The organism is uncultured Paenalcaligenes sp., assembly GCF_947630565.1.
In the GTDB taxonomy this organism is placed as follows: Bacteria; Pseudomonadota; Gammaproteobacteria; order Burkholderiales; family Burkholderiaceae_B; genus Paenalcaligenes; species Paenalcaligenes faecalis.
Map to the genome: position 1 here is coordinate 1 of NZ_CANRIC010000043.1, position 19,270 is coordinate 19,270.

The window sequence follows — 19,270 nt, forward strand, 5'->3', positions numbered from 1 at the left end:
AGCATCCCACGGTGCGTCTTGGACTTCGTTACAACGTAGCGCCCTAACAGCGCTGAGTCTGGTCAATCTAGGCAAGCTCAGATTGAATCCGGCAAGCCTCGCCCTTTAGGGCGGGGTTATTGACAATTTCTGCGGTCATTAAGCCTTTAGGTGATCCGTCTACTAAAAAGAGTCGAATGCTGCGCCCTTGTGACATGCTTGATTTCCTCCAAGTAAAGTCACATCCAATACATCTGTTTTACAGAGTGGGAAAAAGTCGGGTAATGCATCCAGACACCTTTTAAACCCCGCCGTACTACAGTTGCAATTTCAGGTGTAAATAGCCACACATTCACAGCATCATCCACTAGCTTTCTTTGAATTTCTTGTAGGACTTGACGTTGTGACCTCGGGTTATAAATTTGATTGTAGCCTTTCAGCAGTTGATCAAATTCAGGGCTACTATAACCAAAATAATAATTTGAATCCGCATAAATATAATAATCTAAAGGCTCAGCATGCAAAATGAGGCTCAAGTCAAAATCACCTTTAAATACAGTAGATAGCCATTGATCCCAACTGAGTTGAATTAGGTTTATATGTATACCAATTTTTTTTAGTGCTTCTACGATAACAGGGCCACCTGCCATCGCATAGGGTGTCGGAGGCAATGATAAATTTAATGATATGGGTAACTCCACATTTGCTTCAGCAAGTAAACGTTTAGCCTTTTCAATATCAAATGGATACACACTCGTTAGATCAATGTAACCAATCTCACTGACTGCATAGTGACTACCAATGGCTCGACCTTGACCTAAGTAAGCTTCTCGTATTAATGTCTCACGATCTATAGCATGAGATAAGGCCTGTCTAACTTTTAAATTATTTAATGGTTCTTTTTTATTATTGATGGCCAGTAAAACCTTACTTGTTGAATCTCCTCTAAGCACCTCATACTGACTATTATTCTGAAACTCGTAAGTATTTAAGGCTGTCATATGAAAAAGTAGATCTATCCTATTTGATTTAATTGCTTTAAGCTGCTCCTCAGGACTAGGGATAAAGTAATACTCAATTAAATCAATTCGTATCAATTGATTTACATGATAATCATCTGATTTTTTTAAAACTATCTTTTCTTTATTTTTATACTCAACAAACTGAAAAGGACCTGTTCCTATTGGATAGGTCCCTAGCTGATCAACTGTTTCCGGATGTACAATAGCAGCAGGTGATTCGGCTAATCTAAACAAAGTTAATGGATCAGGATGCTCGATCTGTATCGCAACAGTTTTATCATCTAGCACTAATATTTTTTCGACACCACTAAAAAATGGTTTGTAAAGCTTATTTTTTTCTTTTAATGAGATAGCGCGCTCTAGACTATATTTAACTACATTTGCGTTTAGCTCTCTACCATTATGAAAAAAAACATTAGGCTTGATATGAAAAATATAAGTCCTTCCATCATCAGAAATCTGCCACTCTCTCGCTAAGCAAGGCTCCACGTTTCCTTTTTCATCTAGCTGTACCAACCCTTCCAACACATTATAATGAAGGACTTGAGCTACTACGATTTCTGCTGTGCTAGTCGGATCGAGACTGCTTGGAGCTAGTGATAAGCCAATTCTCACAGTGTCTTTATCTGCTGTAGACCCTAAAACCGATTGACTTGCCCCCATAACCATAAGCGAAATTGGGGTAATAAGCACTTGACGTCGCGTAACCATAAGCAAATCCATTTATAATGATTAATACGTAAATTTTAAAATTCGGAAAATTGGTATGGATGCTCATATTAAAGCAAAACCAAGGCACAGAACTACGATCTTTATTATTATACTGTTTGCTCTGTTATTGATCTGGACTCTACTCTTTTTTTATACTCAGCGTCAAACACAAAAAAAGCATCTTGCCGAAAACGAGCTGCAACTAATAAATCAACTACAGCGCGCTAATATACAGCTGTGGCGCGAGCGTCATCTCATTGATGCTGCACATATTACAGAGGACCTTCTCCTTAACAGCACTATTAGTTACTGGCTCAATGAGGAGCTCGACATTAACTCACAAAAGGGTATCCAAGAACATATCAGTAATACCTTGCGTATTATGCAAGAGCAACACAGCTATAACGCAGCGTATTTGGTTGACTTAAACGGTAATATTGTCTTAGATGAGTTAGGAAAAACCAATCTGGAATTGCCTGATGAAGAGCTTATAGCCATGCATAAAGCCTTTCAAGTAGCGAGCCCTATCGCGATAGAACCACGTTTACATCCTTTCTTTGGCTTTCCTTTTTTTGGTGTTATTACACCCATTTATGATCAAAAAAATCAACCTATTGCCAGCGTTTGGCTTGTTACGGATGTACGTAAGTCACTTTACACACTCATAGAAAAATGGCCAGGAATTAGTAAAACAGCCGAAAGCAATCTTATTATGCAAGATGGAGATAAGACGGTACTACTTAGTCCTTTGCGTCACAATGCTTTAGAACATCAGAAAAATAATTTTCTCTCAACCCCTCTTAGTGATATGCATGGACTTTTCGATACGACCGATTATCGTAATGAAAAGGTAATAGCGACATCCACATTAATTAATCAGTCCCCTTGGATTTTGGTTTCCAAAGTTGACAGTAATGAAGTCTTAAAAAGTAGCCCTCAAGAGTTACTGGGCTTAGCTACACCGATGGTTTTGTATTTATTAATCGCATCATCAGGTTTAATTTACATACAGAACCAAGGCTGGAAAAGAGAAAAAAAACTCACTCTAGAGCTAGAGCGCATGATGCGAATAGACGCTCTTACAAACGTAGCGAATCGTCTTGCTTTAGATGAAAGCTTAGATAGAGAGTGGGCTAATGCATATCGCTCCCACACACCAATCTCATTTTTAATGATAGATATTGATTTTTTTAAAAAATTCAATGATACATATGGTCATTTAGAAGGCGATGAATGCTTAAAGTTTATAACTCAACAACTCTCTAGTGTAGTAGGCCGATCCTCTGACCTAGTAGCACGCTATGGCGGGGAAGAGTTCTCAATATTGCTGCCAAACACGAGTGCTAAGGATGCCTTGCTCATAGGAAATCGTATTTGTGCTCATATTAGCAATAAAAATTACAAGCACCTCTATAGCGATAAGACCTCATTGATTACCGTAAGTATAGGTCTAGCAACCATGCACCCCCACCAAGAGGGAAAAAGTATTAACGTCAACCATTTGACACAGCGAGCAGACTACGCCCTATACAAAGCTAAACGGGCAGGACGTAATCAAGTTATTGAATTTACGGGTTTTTCTAAAAACCCCACCATATAACTCAGTATTTTCCACATTTGTAGACCTACCCAATCCACAGTACACTGTATTTTTATACAGCTTATTAAATTTTCACTTACACCATGTCCCTTAATATCCTCCACACTTCTGATTGGCATCTAGGGCGTTTGCTCTATGACAAAAGACGCGACCATGAATTTAGTGCTTTTTTGGATTGGTTACTTCTTACCATTCAACAGCAGCACATTGATGTTCTTATCGTGGCGGGGGATATTTTTGACACCAGCGCCCCCAGCCATCAGGCGCAAAGTTTGTACTATCAATTTTTGTGTCAGGTCGCCAACACGTGCTGTAGGCATGTCATTATTATTGCTGGCAATCACGACTCGCCTACTTTTATCAATGCCCCAAAAGACCTACTGCACGCGCTGGACATTCATGTTGTAGGGCAGGCTAGCCCGTTGGACTCTATTTCTGACGAGGTTCTGCTTTTAACAGATGCCTCAGGCACACCAGAACTGATTGTCTGTGCGGTACCCTATCTACGTGATAGAGATGTTCGCCTAGTCCAAGCCGGTGAAACCATTGAGGACAAGGCAAAAAATGCGGTGTTAGGTATTCAACAGCATTACGCTCAGGTCGCGCAGGCCGCCCAACAACTTAATGCAACGTTAACGCATCCTGTGCCTTTGATTGCAACAGGTCATTTATTTGCCGCGGGTGGGAAAACACTGGCTGACGATGGGGTGCGGGATTTATATGTGGGCAGTTTGGCGCATATTTCGGCGGACTGCTTTCCTGACTGTTTTGACTATGTTGCCTTAGGGCATTTACACGTTCCGCAGTCAGTCGCTAACAACGACACGATTCGCTACAGCGGTTCGCCCATCGCCATGGGGTTCGGTGAAGCCAAACAGCAAAAATCCCTTTGCCTAGTTCGACTTGGGTCCGACCAAACCGTGCAGGTCAGCCTGTTGGCTATTCCCGTCTTTCAGCGGCTACAGCGCGTACGCGGCGACTGGAATCAACTTCACGCTGAACTAACGACCCTGACGCAGGAAAACGAATCCATTTGGGTAGAGGTGATTTACTCCGCCGCCACTTTGATGCCGGATTTACGCGAAAAAATTGAAGCCCTGGTACAAAACAGCACGATTGAGGTATTACGCATCCAAAATCAAGCGCTTGCACCCAGCGCTCTGCTTCAGTCCCATGAACAAGAAAGCTTAGAGCAACTATCTGAACTGGACGTGTTTCAGCGCTGCCTAGATAGCCATCAGATCGAACCCAACCAACAGCCTGAGCTAACCGCTGCGTTCCAAGAAATATGGCATTTAGCCTTAGATCTCCCCCCCTCCTCTTCCTCTCATTAGGTTTGTGGTATGCGTATTTTATCGTTGCGTTTTAAAAACTTGAATTCCTTGTACGGTGAATGGCATATCGACTTCACCCATCCTGAGTACGAATCGGCGGGGATTTTTGCAATTACAGGCCCTACCGGTGCAGGAAAAAGCACGCTTTTAGATGCGATTGGTTTAGCCTTATATGGTCAGACGCCTCGTCTAGGACGTATCACTAAAAGTGACAATGAAATTATGTCTAGACGCACTGGCGAATGCTTTGCTGAGCTCTGCTTTGAGACAGTGAAAGGACAGTTTCGCGTTCATTGGAGTCATCATCGTGCTCGACGCAGTCCCCAAGGCGAATTACAGCAGCCTAAACATGAATTATCCGCCTTAACGGACGGAGCAATCATTGCAAACCAGCTCAATGCCGTCTCTAAAGAGGTAGAGGCATTAACCGGCATGGACTTTGAACGATTTACACGATCAATGCTGCTTGCCCAAGGCAGCTTTGCCGCTTTTTTACAAGCTAAAGCCGATGACCGAGCCCCTATACTCGAACAAATCACTGGCACGGCTATTTATAGCCGCATCTCTATACTGACACATGAACGCTACAGCACGGAACGTAAAAAGCTAGAGCAACTCACCACTGAGCTACAACTGCTCAGTTTATTAGATAGCTCAACGGAACAAAACCTAATAGAACAAAAACAAGATTATCAGAATCAATCGACTCAACTACAAACCTTACTAAACCAAGAACAGCAGCAACTGCATTATCAGCAGCAAATCAAAGACGATCAGCACAACTTACAACAAACCGAACAGGTGCTGTCACAGCTGTATGCACAATGCCAAGAACTCACTGAACAACGCACACAAGCACAAGCACATTACGACTCCTCTCATCAAGCACTAGAGCAAGCTCGTCCTTTATACGAAAAGGTGCGTAGGCTTGATGCCGACATTTTGCAGCAAAAAAACCGTCTAGATGAGGCACATGCGCTCGTCAAAAAAATAACTGCACGTAAAAACACCATTGAACAACAGCGCTCAGAACAAGTAGAACTAGCCAAACTTTTACAGAGCGATCTGCAAAGCTCTACCCAATTTTTAGAGCAGCATGCCGCTGATGCCCAATTAGTCGCTGATTTAGCTCTGCTTCGTAATCACGCCTCCGCGCTACAACAAGCGTATCAATCCCAACAACATACGGCTTCCGCTGTCACGCAGGCGCAACAAGCACTACAACAAACTCAACAACGCGAGTCGCCTCTTTTAATCAAAGAAAAACAAGCACAAGCCAACTCCACACAACTGGCCGATCAACAGCGCACACATCTGCAGTCCATACAACAGCTATTAGATGGCAAATCCAGCGCTGACTGGCATCAGCAACATCTACAGTTAGTCCATGAGCAAAATCACATCATTACTGCACAACGATTGCATACACAAGGTCTGTTTTTGCTTGATCAAATCCAACAAACACAGAAAGACATTGCACAAGCACAGGACGCAGAGCAACACACAAAAGACGCGCTCGCTCAAAATGAAAAACACCTTGCCCTCTTAGAGCAATCACGCGAGCAAATCACGCGCTCTATTGATTTAACCCATCGCATTCAAGCACTAGAGGCTGAACGCCATCAGCTTGTAGAGGGTGAGGCCTGTCCGTTATGCGGGGCTCTAGAGCACCCCTATACGCACGGTATCACCGAGCAAACCCATGAGTTAGACGATGCGCTACAGCAGATCAATCAACAACGACAAGAGACTCGATCCCATCTGCAAGCTCAACAGGAGGCCTTAGCTCAACATCGGGCCATGATCGGACAATATGAAAAAAACATCGCTCTCTCTCAAGCTCAGCAACTCGACACGGAACAGGCCGTAGCTCCATTGTGTAAGTCATTGGCGCTGCCAGCCACACACCCGGAGCTAACCCAACTATTACAGCAAGCGTATCTAAAAAACGAACAACAACGCGCTCAATGCGCCCAGATCGTAGAGCAACTCCAACAGCTAGAAAAGCAGCACCTTGCTCTAGAACAAGCGCTTGCTCAAGCACAGCAACAACAACGCCAAATCGAACAAGACTTAGCAGCGAACCGATTACAACAACACACAGAACAGTCCGAGCTACAGCGCCTTGAACAAGACCTCAGTACCTACACAGAGCAATATCAACAAACACTAGCGACCCTGAACCAACAACTACAGCCTTATGCTCAACCGATCACTCACGCTAATCAAGTCGATGAGGTGCTGCTCGGCTTATCTCAACGCTACGATCAATGGGTAGTGCACCAACGCAATGTGGCTGACCTGAAACCAAAACAACAGGAATTGCAACTAAGCCACCAATACCAAACAGAGCAAATCAGTCACTGCGAAGAGCAACTCGTTGAAGCGACGTCTCTATGGCAGCAGGCTCAATCGGTCATCAATGCTACCCAAAACGAGCGATATCAGGTATTTGCAGATCAAGATCCAAATCAACAGGAAAAACAACTGCAGGAACGTCTACACATAGCCGCCACAGAGTTCAAAAAAACAGAAGAGCAATTTCAGCTACTACAAACCGAGCTTGCTAAAGGTCAAGAGCGTAGCCGACTATTGGGGGTCTCTATGGCTAAACACCAAGACGCCTTGAATCTACTCTTGGCCTCTAATGACACGCAAAATCCGTTAGCACTAAGCCTTGACCTTGCTTCTGATCTAGAACAACGTATTGCGCAACTAGCACAGGTTTCTGGTGAGCTACAACAGAAAATAGGTAGCATCAATCAACAATTACAGGCCAATCAACAAAAGAAAACACAACAGCAAAAACAACTGCAACACATAGAGCAGCAACAAAATGAACTAAATAAGTGGGCAAAACTACACGCGTTAATCGGCTCTGCTGACGGCAAGAAATTCCGTAATTTTGCTCAAGGCATTACGTTCGACATCATGGTCGGACATGCGAACCAGCAACTCCAAAAAATGACACCTCGCTATCTGCTGATTCGTGATACAGAACAACCACTTGATATCAATATTATGGATAACTACCAAGCGGGTGAAATACGTTCTACCAAAAATCTGTCAGGTGGAGAAAGCTTTATCGTGAGTTTAGCTCTGGCCTTAGGGCTATCGACGATGGCCAGTCAACAAGTTCGTATTGACTCGTTGTTTTTAGATGAGGGCTTTGGCACCTTAGATGAACAGGCCCTAGACATCGCCCTAGACACCTTGGCGTCATTACAGCAAAGCGGCAAACTCATTGGTGTGATATCCCACATCAGCACACTCAAAGAACGCATTAGTACACAAATCCAAGTTAACTCTCAATTAGGTGGTGTTAGTCAACTACGTGGACCGGGCTGCAGCAGCACCTAATCGATTTTATTTTATTAAAAAACATTTCTATTTGGTGCTTTTATTTTATTTATAAATCAATTGATTATTTCTCATACCAATTCATTGACCCACTGAATAATAAAAACACCTTTTGTTCTTTTTTACACATTGATTGTCCTATCCGTAAAAACCCTGCTATACTTGTTTGGATTTCAACAAAAGGAGAGCTTACTGTGGATACCGAACCTGGTGAAAGTAGCCGATCGCTGATCGGTTGTTGCGCATTCTAGGGCACAGTACTCTTGTCTTTACTGTGTCCTATACCTATTAGGATGCAGTGTCTTTAGGGCTTTCGCCCACAAAAAACACCGCTACAATAATTATCTATCGCCCTCTTTGGGCCTAGACCTGTTTGTACCTACTTGGCTTGCTTGCGCAATGGCCTTGGTGATTTTACTTTTCCTAACTCAATCATCATAAAGCGTAATTAATTATTTTTTATAATTAATTTTTCGCAGGAATAATTACGCCTATACATTCTAGGATCTATTTCATTTTAATTAATGATTTATTTCCAAGGACTAGTTGCGCCTTTCTTTTATTGCGATCAGTTCTTTCTATTTTTTTAATTAACTAATCAATAATGATTATCAATAGGATACTGATATGGAACTCGACACCATTATCCAAGCAACACAAAGCGCTGTGGCGCGTAGCGACTGGAAAAATGCCAGTAATATCATCAATGGCTTACCTTACCCAGACATTGCCACTGTTTTAGGTCATGTTTCCACCGAAGAGGCCTTGCAGCTGCTACGCCGTTGCCAGCAAGATAAGCAGTCCATCATCTTTGGCTATTTAGAGCCCTCCATTCAGTCCAGCATAGCTCAACTAATGAATCGATCGGAGCTGACCGCGTTATTTGAAAAAATGGACCACGATGAGCGAGCTGACTTATATAACCGCCTCAGCGAAGAAGAGCGTCAAAGCATTCTGCCTGGTCTAGCTCATGCTGAACGCGAGGACATTCGCAATCTAGCTAGCTACGAAGAAGGAACTATCGGGGCGATCATGACCTCGGCCTATGTCAGCTTACACGCTGATTTAACGGTGACAGAGGCCCTAGAGCGCATTCGCTTAGAGGCACCCGATGCGGAAACCATTTACCAAATCTACATCATTGATAAACAGCGTCATCTTGAAGGAACAGCCTCTTTGCGTGATTTGCTGTTAGCCAATCAGCAAGCCACGTTACGTGACATTATGGTCAAAGAGGTTATTCACGCACGAGCCGACGAAGACCAAAACGAAGCGGCAACCCAAATTGCGCATTATGACTTGCTTGCTCTACCTGTCGTTGACGATCAGCAACGTATGGTGGGTATTGTGACTCACGATGACGCGTTAGACGTAGCGCAGGAAGAAAGCGCCGAGGACCAAATGCGTTTAGGCGCCGTTACGGGTCAGATCGGCGGCAAACTAAATGCATCGCTAAAGGATGCGAGCGTCTGGTTGCTCTATCGTATGCGTGTTTTCTGGCTTGTGGTTCTTGTTTTCGGAAATATTTTCTCTGGTGCAGGGATTGCCCACTTTGAAGAGCTCATTGAGAGCATGGTGACTCTGGTCTTCTTCCTTCCTTTATTGGTTGATAGTGGTGGTAACGCTGGCTCTCAAAGTGCCACTCTGATGGTTCGTGCTTTAGCAACAGGCGATGTGCGTGGCCGAGACTGGTTCTCCATGTTGGGTAAAGAGATTAGTGTAGCTCTGCTGCTTGGTCTCAGTATGGCTCTTGCCGTTTCCGTTATTGGGGTGTATCGAGGTGGTATAGATATTGCCTTAGTGGTTTCCTTAACCATGGTTATTATTGTGATTGTCGGTAGCGTGATTGGTATGTCACTCCCTTTCCTATTCACTAAATTTAAGTTAGACCCAGCATCTGCCAGCGCCCCGCTTATTACTTCTATTTGTGACGCCACAGGTGTACTGATTTACTTTAATATTGCTAGCATGATTCTAGAAATGCCAGCCGTATAAGCCGAACACTCGATCACTTTTCTTACCCTCTATGTGATCATTGTGTAACAAGAGCGAGTTAAACTCGCTCTTGTCCTTTTGGGAAAACATCCTGCTATGCATGCCATTACTAATTTTGATAGCCTTGAGCTGCTTAATTCTTTTGTAGGCCTATTGGCCGCCTTCATTTTGGGCTCTATCATTGGCCTAGAGCGTCAATTCAGACAACGTACTGCAGGTTTACGCACAAACGTACTGGTCTGCGTGGGCGCCGCTATTTTTGTTGATATGGCCATGCGTACAGGTGGCGCTGATGGAGCGATACGTGTCGCCGCCTATGTGGTGTCTGGTGTCGGCTTTTTGGGCGCTGGGGTTATCATGCGTGAAGACGGAGGGGTGCGGGGCATCAATACCGCCGCAACGCTATGGGGCTCAGCCGCTATAGGCACATGTGCCGGAGCCGACCTGATTGCCGAAGCCATCTTAGCTACCGCTTTTGTCTTAGCCGCCAACACCTTACTGCGCCCCCTCGTCAATGCAATTAACCGCATTCCGATTGATGCCCAAGCCAGTGAGTTAACTCATGTTATTCATATTATTGCCGCTTCAAACCATAGACAAATTGTCATGGCAGATTTAGAGCGACTATTAAAATCCAGTAACTATCCCTTAGCTGAGTTAGACATAGGGCCTTTTGGGGACGATGAAATTGAGATTGAGGCCACCCTAATGGCGACTTCCATTGATGAACGCGATATGGACCATCTCATTAAACAGCTCAATCGCAATGCTAAAATCCGCCAAGCCTTTTGGTCGCCTCGCACCAATGAATAAAAAAAGCGTCGTATTCTAAAATACGACGCTTTGACTCTATAAAAACACACGTGATCAAGCTTGGGGGCGGGTTAAGCCTAAATGATCTCGTAACGTATTGCCCGTATATTCAGTGCGGAATAAACCACGCTGTTGTAATACAGGAATAACCTGTTCCGCAAAGTCATTAAAACTATAAGGCAAGGCTGGTGGCATTAAATTAAAGCCATCTGCCCCCTCATTACGGAACCAGTGTTCCATGCGATCAGCAATCGAGTCAGGTGTACCCACCATGGTGCAATGCCCTCCCCCTGCTGCTAAACGACCTAATAGCTGGCGTACTGTTGGATTTTCGGTTTCGATAATACGCAAAATGGTACTGTAGCGCCCTTTAGGACCCGTAAACTCCTCTAGGGGCTTGAGTTTAGGCACAGGAGCATCTAATTCCCATGCCGTGCAATCTTGTCCAACAAACATACCTAACTGGCGTAACGACGTCTGTGTAGGCAGCAATTCGTCTAACTCTCGTTGCTTACGTAGGGCCTCATCGTGTGTGGAGGCCACATAGGTCACCAAGCCCGGCATAATAGGTACATCCACCCCTCGGCCTGCCTCTAGGATACGTCGTTTTACATCACGATAATATTCCTGGGCTGCAGGTAAATCATAGGCGACGGCATAAATGGCTTCGGCTAACTGTGCTGCCACATGACGTCCTTGCTCACTGGCTCCGGCTTGAAACAACACCGGATGGCCCTGTGGAGAACGGGGAATAGTCAATGGCCCATCAACTAAGAAATGCGTTCCTTGATGCAAAATGGGTTTAACCTGATTAGCATCCGCATAGGCACCCTGACGATCCAGCACCATAGCTTGATCACTCCACGAGTCCCACAGTTTTTTTGCTGATTCGATAAACTCCACAGCACGCTCATAGCGCCAGGCATGATCAGGCATTGACTCATAGCCGTGATTACGCGCCTCTACGTCGTACATAGAGGTCACCACATTCCACGCCACGCGTCCGCCGGAGATATGATCTAACGAGGCGAGCATACGAGCCGCATTAAAAGGAGTTTGAAAAGTACTGGATACCGTACTAATTAGACCAATTTTTTCCGTGGCACGAGCCAATGGCCCAAGTAAAGTAAGCGGCTCTAAAAACCACTGCGGCCCATCCTCAACATTCCCAAAATACTGACCGTCAGCAAAGAAAATCGCATCTAGTTTTGCGCGCTCCGCCGACTGAGCGAGCTCTTCGTAATAACGAACATCACCTAAACGCTCAACCGGTGAATCAGGATGACGCCACGCTGCACGGTGATGACCGCATGTATAAATAAATAAATTTAAGTGTAATTGTCTCATTAGTTTTTCACTAAGCCCCCATCAACCACTAAGTTCTGGCCGGTGACAGAGCGAGCCCAAGGCGAAGCAAAAAATAATGCCGTATCGGCAAACTCGGCAGGATCTGTGACCTTACGCAACGGGGTACTGGCCGCAATAAAATCAAATACCGCTTCTGGGGTAGCCGAGGAAGCATCGGTAGTACGCAATAGACCACCTGAAATCATATTCACCGTGATTCCTTTTGGTCCTAAATCCTGCGACATCGTGCGTGTAAATGACAATAAGGCGGCTTTAGCTGCCGTGTAATCATGATACGGCACAACTGGATTCTGAAATAAATTCGTACCGATATTAATAATGCGCCCAAAGTGTTGAGCCTCCATACTAGCCATCGTGGCTTGAATGGTATTCAGTGCTCCGCGCAATATGCCTTCCATTTGCTGATGCATTTGTTCCCAGCTCAAGTCTTGCGCGTGTGGTCTGGCATCCCCATTAAAACGAAAACTAGGTAATGCATTATTGACCACCGTTGTAATTTTTTTAGAGAAATGGCGTTCAGCCTGCTCGACCATAGCAGCTACGGCTTGAGCATCACACACATCCGCTTGAAGGGCAATTGCACGATCGGGAGCAGTGGCAACTAAGGTTTCAGCCGCCTCTTTACTTTGCAAGTAATTAATCACCACACAAGCGCCTTGATTCAAAAAGGCCCGAGTTAGCTCGGCCCCTAGCCCTCTGGCCCCACCGGTAATCAAAACGACTTGGTCTTGTATTGCTAATGCCGCAGTATTCATTTCCCCTCCAAAATTACAAATAATAAGACGTATCGTGTCAATAAAAACAATAACACACCAAACAAGTCCTACAAAATGTACGATCTTATTTGACACAAGCGGTGCAATTGCATAATCTTTGTGCAGTTCCTAGGGGTGCCTACTGGCTGAGAGGTGTGATCAACACTAACCCTTAGCACCTGATCCGGATAATGCCGGCGCAGGGAAGGAATTCCTCCGTGCTACGCATCTATCCATGCCCATAATTTTACTTATAAATACATATCGATAAAGGTCGAGGGATTATGCTTAGTGAAGTTTCAACCTTAGCTTGGCTAATTGGCTTTTCTGCCATTTTTGCATTAGCAGGTGTCGCCTATGCTCGCCGAGCCAATGATAGTCTAGAAGACTATATCGTCGCTCGCAATAGTCAAAGTGCATTTGCGACCGTATTAACGTTACTGGCCTCTTCTTTGGGGGCATGGATCTTATTCTCACCCGCTCAGGCTGCAACATGGGGCGGCTTAGGGGCCGTGATTGGTTACGCGATTGGCTCTATGTCCCCACGCCTTGCCATGATTCCATTAGGGCAACGGATGCGAGATCTGGTGCCCCAAGGCCATACCCTGACTGAATATGTGATCCATCGTTTTGGTAAACCCATGTATTTATTGACCCTGTTAATTATGATGTTCTATATGTTCATCTCTTTAACAGCCGAAATCACAGCGATGGCAAAGCTGGTCACTCTGATCGCTCCGATCCCCTTAGGCGTAACTGCCGCTGTTGTGTTGGGGGCTACGCTTATTTACACCTCTTACGGTGGGCTACGTGCCAGTATCTTTACGGATAAGGTACAAATGCTAGTCATGTTGCCCTTGCTGTTTTTATTACTGATCTTTGGTTGGAATGCAGTAGGCGGAGCCGCCCCTACCATTGAGCGTTTACAGCAAAATGCCCCTCAGTTGCTTGATCTCAGTAATGCAGTGGGTATTAAAGCAGGTATTACTTTTTTTGTAGCCATCTTACTCACGGGGCTCTTTCATCAAGGCAACTGGCAACGTATTTATGCCGCACAAAGTGATAAGGCCATGCGAAATGGTTTTCTGATTAGTGGTCTGTTGGTGGTTCCCTTTATTTTTATCATGGGGCTATTTGGACTGGCATTTGTTGCCTGGACGCCCGATGGTGATAGCTCCGTAGCCCTGTTTAGCGTCCTAGCACCTAGTCTACCTATTTGGTTTGTGGTGTTATTGATTCCACTTGGTCTTGCGCTAGTGATGAGTAGTGCGGATACCGCCATCAGTGCTGTCACCAGCATTATTGCTGTGGATGCGCGCCGCATTATGCCTCAATTAAGCAGTGCTCAGTTAATGCGCTTATCCCGTTGGCTAGTCTGGGGGCTTGCGATTCCAGTATGGTATACCTCGGCCAAGGGCTTAAGCGTTTTGTACCTATTTCTCTTGGCTGACTTGCTCTGCTCCGCTGCCGCTTTCCCCGTATTCTATGGCTTATACAGCCGTCGTATCAGCGGCACTCATGCCACCATTAGCACCATTGCTGGGTTAGTCACTGGGCTTTATTTATTCCCTACACCTACTGGCCCGATGACCTACTTGCTTGAGTCATTTTTAGTTGCTGCGTTTGTTCCTGCCGCACTGTGTTTACTCTTAGAGCGTTTAGGGCGTCATCAGTTTGATTTTGGTCAGCTCGCTAAAATCAAAGGCATTGATCAGCAAATTAGTTAATACTCATACAAAGTCATAAAAAAATCCTCTACAACACATGATGTAGAGGGTTTTTCTATTCTAAAATCCGCTGATTAACGATTGGACTTAGGGATCTCCATCGTTAGCTCCACTCGACGGTTTTGCGCTCTGCCTTCGGCACTTTCGTTAGACTGCAATGGTCGCGTATCGGCAAACCCCACTGCCCGTAGCCGTTTACTTTCAATCCCATTGGCCTCAAAGTAACGCACCACACTACCGGCTCTGGAACCTGATAGTTCCCAGTTCGAAGGATAACGCCCACCACGCATAGGGATAGAGTCCGTATGTCCTTCAACTGCAATTTGATAATCGTTTTTTTGCAATACCGCGACCAGTTTTTTCAATACGGTGATCCCCGCCAAACTCAAATCGGCTTGGCCTGAAGGGAATAAAATCTCGCTATTAATACGAAAGCTGACTGACTCATCATTTAATACCACATCAATGTCATCGCCTAGCTCATTAAAGCCCATCTCACTTAGGCGTCGCTCTGAGTCTAAGCCCGTGCCGTCTCCGACACCATCACCGTCCAAGCCTCCCGCAGCAAGTGTGCCATCACCCTGTAATGCGCCCCCCAAATGCGCCCCCGTGCCATCTCGTAGTTGCTTCGCCCCTGGATGGGCCCCTTCGCCAGCCCCACCTGTGATCGCTGCACTACCTGCACGGTCAAAGCCAGAGATAAAATCCCCCTTACCCGCAAAAGCCAACATGACAATCATGAGCACCAATAGCAGGGTCATCATGTCTAGATAGGTTGCAAACCAGGTTTCCTCTTCTTCTTTAGGCTGTACGCTATCATCCAAGAGCATCAAACGGTCTTTACGCGAGTTAAGTGTCCCTTTACCCCGCGTTTTAATTGCCATACGGGCTTGCTGTAGTTCAGCCTCTAAGGATTTGGCCTTGGCGGTTAATTGCCCAATCAGCTTACTATCGTTCGACATTAGTCCGCCTCTACATCATCATAACGCCCATTGCCGTCATTGATTTCATCTTGATATTGCGCCATAAATGAATTCAATGTCTCACGCATCATGGCTGGACCTCGTTTTTGACTCATCATTGACACCCCTTGCAATACCATGTTCATTAACACCAAACGCTGCTCAGTACGACGTTCTAGTTTAACGGCCACCGGCTTAAACAACAGATTAGAAAACAAAATCCCATAAAAAGTTGTCATCAATGCCAATGCCATCTGCTGTCCAATTAAGGCCATGTCGCCATCACCCAACAAGAACATCAGGTTCACCAAACCAACCAAAGTACCCACCATCCCAAAAGCAGGCGCGTAGCTGGCCATCACCCTAAACAGCTGAGCCTCGGCATGTTCTCTGGCCCGCATTCGCGAAATACGCCATTGCAAAAGCTCAAGAATTTCCTCTTCGGGAGTCATATCAATGACCAGCTGCACCCCTGTTTTTAAAAAGGGATTTGACACCTGCTCTAGGGCGTTCTCAACAGCGCGTATATCACCTGACACCCAGAGTCGAGAGATATTAATCAACTCATCAATATCATGTTGGCTATATAGTTTTTCATTGCGCATCACGGTTAAAATTAAACCGAAAATTCGCACCACCTCGCTCAGGGGATAACTAATAAAGGTTGCCGCCATCGTACCTACTAATACGATAAGAATACTGGGTATATCTAAAAATAAAGACGGATCAACCGAGGTATAAAAAATAACAACGCCAAGTAAAATCGTACTAGCGACTATACCTATCAGAGTGGATGGATTCATGGAGCACCTAAAAATAAGCCCTATTTAATGCATAGGGCTAAACAGATATCGAGCAAAAAGGATAACAAAGGTTAATCTTAGTGAGAAAATGTTAACACAGCTCGAACTTTATCTGTCTTACTGCCACCATATATTCAATTGAACCTTGATGTAGGTCGGAGAATTACCAGCCTGCCACTGCCCGACCTGATGTTTTACATACAGAGGTGTAGCAACAGAAAGATCGTTAAATGCCTTGGTATAGACCCTTCCATTGATGACAGGCACACACAACGCGGTGCTTTCAGCGCATAAATAACTGTCTATTTGCACTGAGGAAGTCGGCATAACTTGTACCGAAATAGCACTAATAGTGCCTGAGATAGAACGTAATTGCGGTATCTCTGTAATACGGAATGATTGTTCCACCGTTTGCCCTGAACGATGAATAGCTGGACTGATCTTTTCAAAGGCCCATGCCCCCTGAGCCCACGTTAGACTCGAATATACTGAAATTAAACACAGTATCAAAATACAGCCAGGATAAAAAAATCTAAATATCTTCATTTTTATTTTATAAACTATCTATAACCTCTTAATTTATAGAGGAATATCTGATACCATCTGCACACAGATGATGCTTTTCTCTGGTCTTAGGTAACGCTTATGCTCTTATATCACTTTCCTGCTGCTTGGCTGCGTCGTAGCATCAGCACGCTCTCTGCTTTATGTTCTGTTTTAGCAATCCCAGCCTATGCGCAAGACGTAGATATAACACCGGTTCATTATCATACGCCCTATGCGCACTATGCAAATAATTTGCTGCCCGTGCATGCAGTCCCTAGCCCCCCTCCCTCTTCACTACTTCAGGCTATCCCCTCTCAGTTACACTCTGAGATCGCCTATGTTCAAGACCTCGCTTCGGCCACCACCATTTATCAAAAAAATAGCTCTGTGGTTCGTCCTATCGCCTCTATCACTAAACTAATGACAGCATTAATCGTGATCGAAGCCGCCCAAGATATGGACGAAATGCTGGAAATCACCAGTGCCGATGTAGATCACCTTAAAAACACCACCTCACGACTTTCTGTGGGCTCCAAACTCAGCCGCGCTGACATGATGCATTTGGCTCTGATGTCATCAGAAAACCGGGCTGCTAATGCTTTAGGCCGTCACTACCCAGGGGGTAGCAGTGCATTTGTTCGGGCAATGAATGATAAAGCGCGCTCATTAGGTATGCGTCAGACTCATTTTGTTGAACCCACCGGTCTATCCAGTGAAAACGTGTCTAGTCCGCGTGATTTAGTGTTGTTAATGCAAGAAACCGCAAAAAAACCCTTAATTCACCAATACACCACCAGTGAGCAATATACCGTCGAGCCCCGCCCTGGACGTCAATTGGTTTTTTCAAACACCAACCGTTTAGTGCATAACGATAAATGGGATATCCAAGTCTCCAAAACAGGCTTTATCAACGAAGCAGGACAGTGTTTAGTCTTACTCACTAAGTTCGAAGGCAGAGACATCGCCATTGTTTTACTCAATGCCCAAGGCCGATACTCCCGTATTGGCGATGCGATACGTCTACGCAACTTAGTCGAAAGCTCTAATAAACTAGCGATGCTCTAATCCGATGTGTATTGCTTATCTTGCCTTGGCCACTGATCCCCAGTGGCCTTTATTTATCGCGGCGAATCGTGATGAGTTTCATGCCAGACCTACTTTGGCTTGCGCACCATGGAAAGAAAACCCAGACATTATCGGCGGCCGAGACTTGCAAGCCGGAGGCACATGGTTTGCGGTTCATCGCAGGGGACGTTTCGCGCTCTTAACTAATTACCGGGATCTACTCCCTGCGACAGGACAAGAAAAAAGTCGAGGTGCGCTCTGCAAAGATTTTCTCATGGATTCCTCGTGTTCAGCTCACGATTACCTCCAACGTATTGCTCAACAAAAAGATCAATACCAAGGCTTTAACCTAATAGTTGGTGAATGGAATCCAGATCACGCCCGCTTCGATTGCTATTATTTTAGTAATCGTAGTCAGCTTGATCCAATCCGTTTATCTCCAGGCCACTATATCCTCAGCAATCACTTACTTAATACGCCCTGGCCAAAAAGTACACGCCTACAAAATGGGCTACAAAAACTCGTAGAAACCCAAGACTCAATCTGTGTTGATGATGCCTATGCCCTATTACGCGATCAGACTAAAGCCCCAGAACACCTATTACCTAACACCGGGTTACACCCAGATCGAGAACAGCTACTGAGCAGCCCTTTTATTGTTAGCCCCGACTACGGCACTCGCAGCTCCTGCGTCTGGCTACACTCACAAAGCGGCCATGGTTTTTTACATGAATGTAGCTATAATGCGGAGGGTGAGGAAACAGAGCGCCATAGTTGGCCTGTGTTTTAATTGACTACTCATCTAAAGGAGTTATTATGCGCATCTGGCTTGCTATGATATGTAGTATCGTATGTAGTCCTCTGTTATCTGCCCAATCATTACCTGCCGTCCAGTTCTACATGAATAGCGCGTATATGTGTGGCGGAATTGGCAGTGATCAATCTGAGGCCTTTAAATCAGCACGAAACCTCTACCCCTTAAGCCTCAACTTTGGTCAAAAACAAGGGGATCGAGTCGCTTTTGTGGCAGATGTTCAGGTGGTAATGCGTGATGCGCAAGACCAAACCGTACTAAACATCAATAGCGACGGCCCTTTCTGTTTGCTCGATATTGATTATGGTACCTATCAGGTCTATGTCACTTACGAAGGGCAAACACTGCATCAATCCATTCATATCAAACAACAAGGCCATCAGCTCAGTTTTATTTGGCCTGAAGCCCAATCAAAT

Annotated in this window: 16 protein-coding genes and 1 riboswitch; of the genes, 9 read left to right on the top strand and 7 right to left on the bottom strand. The window is 45.1% G+C overall.

Annotated features, from left to right (window positions below; genetic code table 11):
* Positions 1–67 precede the first annotated feature (67 nt).
* Both Q0Z62_RS08435 and Q0Z62_RS08440 read right to left on the bottom strand, forming a co-directional pair.
* Complete coding sequence (locus Q0Z62_RS08435; protein WP_298053396.1) at positions 68–196, bottom strand: hypothetical protein; 129 nt, start codon at positions 194–196, stop codon at positions 68–70.
* Between the two features lie 22 nt (positions 197–218).
* The gene (locus tag Q0Z62_RS08440; RefSeq protein WP_298053398.1) at positions 219–1,712 is read right to left on the bottom strand and encodes an ABC transporter substrate-binding protein; all 1,494 of its coding nucleotides are present in this window, start codon (positions 1,710–1,712) and stop codon (positions 219–221) included.
* Between the two features lie 55 nt (positions 1,713–1,767).
* On the opposite strand from Q0Z62_RS08440, the gene Q0Z62_RS08445 reads away from it, so the two are divergent.
* From Q0Z62_RS08445 to Q0Z62_RS08465, 5 genes are all read left to right on the top strand, one after another.
* Positions 1,768–3,312 carry a sensor domain-containing diguanylate cyclase gene (locus Q0Z62_RS08445; protein ID WP_298053400.1) on the top strand — a complete coding sequence of 515 codons (1,545 nt, stop codon included), beginning with the start codon at positions 1,768–1,770 and terminating at the stop codon, positions 3,310–3,312.
* 83 nt (positions 3,313–3,395) lie between these two features.
* A complete protein-coding gene (locus Q0Z62_RS08450) occupies positions 3,396–4,646 on the top strand; it encodes an exonuclease SbcCD subunit D C-terminal domain-containing protein (RefSeq protein WP_298053403.1) in 1,251 nt (416 codons plus the stop codon).
* 9 nt (positions 4,647–4,655) lie between these two features.
* Positions 4,656–8,006, top strand: coding sequence for an SbcC/MukB-like Walker B domain-containing protein (locus tag Q0Z62_RS08455; RefSeq protein WP_298053406.1), 3,351 nt, complete (start codon positions 4,656–4,658; stop codon positions 8,004–8,006).
* A gap of 627 nt (positions 8,007–8,633) precedes the next feature.
* A complete protein-coding gene (mgtE, locus tag Q0Z62_RS08460; RefSeq protein WP_298053410.1) occupies positions 8,634–10,001 on the top strand; it encodes a magnesium transporter in 1,368 nt (455 codons plus the stop codon).
* Positions 10,002–10,097: 96 nt separating this feature from the next.
* Complete coding sequence (locus tag Q0Z62_RS08465) at positions 10,098–10,814, top strand: MgtC/SapB family protein (protein ID WP_298053412.1); 717 nt, start codon at positions 10,098–10,100, stop codon at positions 10,812–10,814.
* Between the two features lie 54 nt (positions 10,815–10,868).
* On the opposite strand, the gene Q0Z62_RS08470 is transcribed toward Q0Z62_RS08465, so the two are convergent.
* Together Q0Z62_RS08470 and Q0Z62_RS08475 are read right to left on the bottom strand one after the other, a co-directional pair.
* Entirely contained in the window at positions 10,869–12,161 is a 1,293-nt protein-coding gene (locus Q0Z62_RS08470; RefSeq protein ID WP_298053415.1) for an LLM class flavin-dependent oxidoreductase, read from the bottom strand.
* Positions 12,161–12,937 carry a 3-oxoacyl-ACP reductase gene (locus Q0Z62_RS08475; protein WP_298053418.1) on the bottom strand — a complete coding sequence of 259 codons (777 nt, stop codon included), beginning with the start codon at positions 12,935–12,937 and terminating at the stop codon, positions 12,161–12,163. The genes Q0Z62_RS08470 and Q0Z62_RS08475 overlap by 1 nt, the downstream gene beginning before the upstream one ends.
* Before the next feature lie 121 nt (positions 12,938–13,058).
* Positions 13,059–13,160: riboswitch (TPP riboswitch) on the top strand.
* A gap of 61 nt (positions 13,161–13,221) precedes the next feature.
* Here Q0Z62_RS08475 and Q0Z62_RS08480 point away from each other — a divergent pair.
* Complete coding sequence (locus Q0Z62_RS08480) at positions 13,222–14,664, top strand: sodium:solute symporter (RefSeq protein ID WP_269902127.1); 1,443 nt, start codon at positions 13,222–13,224, stop codon at positions 14,662–14,664.
* Between the two features lie 74 nt (positions 14,665–14,738).
* Here Q0Z62_RS08480 and Q0Z62_RS08485 read toward each other — a convergent pair whose 3' ends face one another.
* The 3 genes from Q0Z62_RS08485 to Q0Z62_RS08495 form a co-directional block, all read right to left on the bottom strand.
* Positions 14,739–15,626, bottom strand: coding sequence for an OmpA family protein (locus Q0Z62_RS08485; RefSeq protein ID WP_269902128.1), 888 nt, complete (start codon positions 15,624–15,626; stop codon positions 14,739–14,741).
* Positions 15,626–16,429, bottom strand: coding sequence for a MotA/TolQ/ExbB proton channel family protein (locus tag Q0Z62_RS08490; RefSeq protein ID WP_269902129.1), 804 nt, complete (start codon positions 16,427–16,429; stop codon positions 15,626–15,628). Before Q0Z62_RS08490 ends, Q0Z62_RS08485 begins: the two co-directional genes overlap by 1 nt.
* 117 nt (positions 16,430–16,546) lie before the next feature.
* Complete coding sequence (locus Q0Z62_RS08495) at positions 16,547–16,837, bottom strand: hypothetical protein (protein WP_298053423.1); 291 nt, start codon at positions 16,835–16,837, stop codon at positions 16,547–16,549.
* Between the two features lie 237 nt (positions 16,838–17,074).
* On the opposite strand from Q0Z62_RS08495, the gene pbpG reads away from it, so the two are divergent.
* The 3 genes from pbpG to Q0Z62_RS08510 all read left to right on the top strand — a co-directional run.
* Positions 17,075–18,040 (top strand): D-alanyl-D-alanine endopeptidase, encoded by a 966-nt coding sequence (pbpG, locus tag Q0Z62_RS08500; RefSeq protein WP_298053425.1) that lies wholly within the window; start codon positions 17,075–17,077, stop codon positions 18,038–18,040.
* Between the two features lie 4 nt (positions 18,041–18,044).
* Positions 18,045–18,830: an NRDE family protein gene (locus Q0Z62_RS08505; protein WP_298053427.1), complete on the top strand. Its 786-nt coding sequence runs from the start codon at positions 18,045–18,047 to the stop codon at positions 18,828–18,830.
* Positions 18,831–18,856: 26 nt separating this feature from the next.
* Positions 18,857–19,270: carboxypeptidase regulatory-like domain-containing protein (locus Q0Z62_RS08510; RefSeq protein WP_298053429.1), on the top strand; the 414-nt coding region annotated here is incomplete at its 3' end.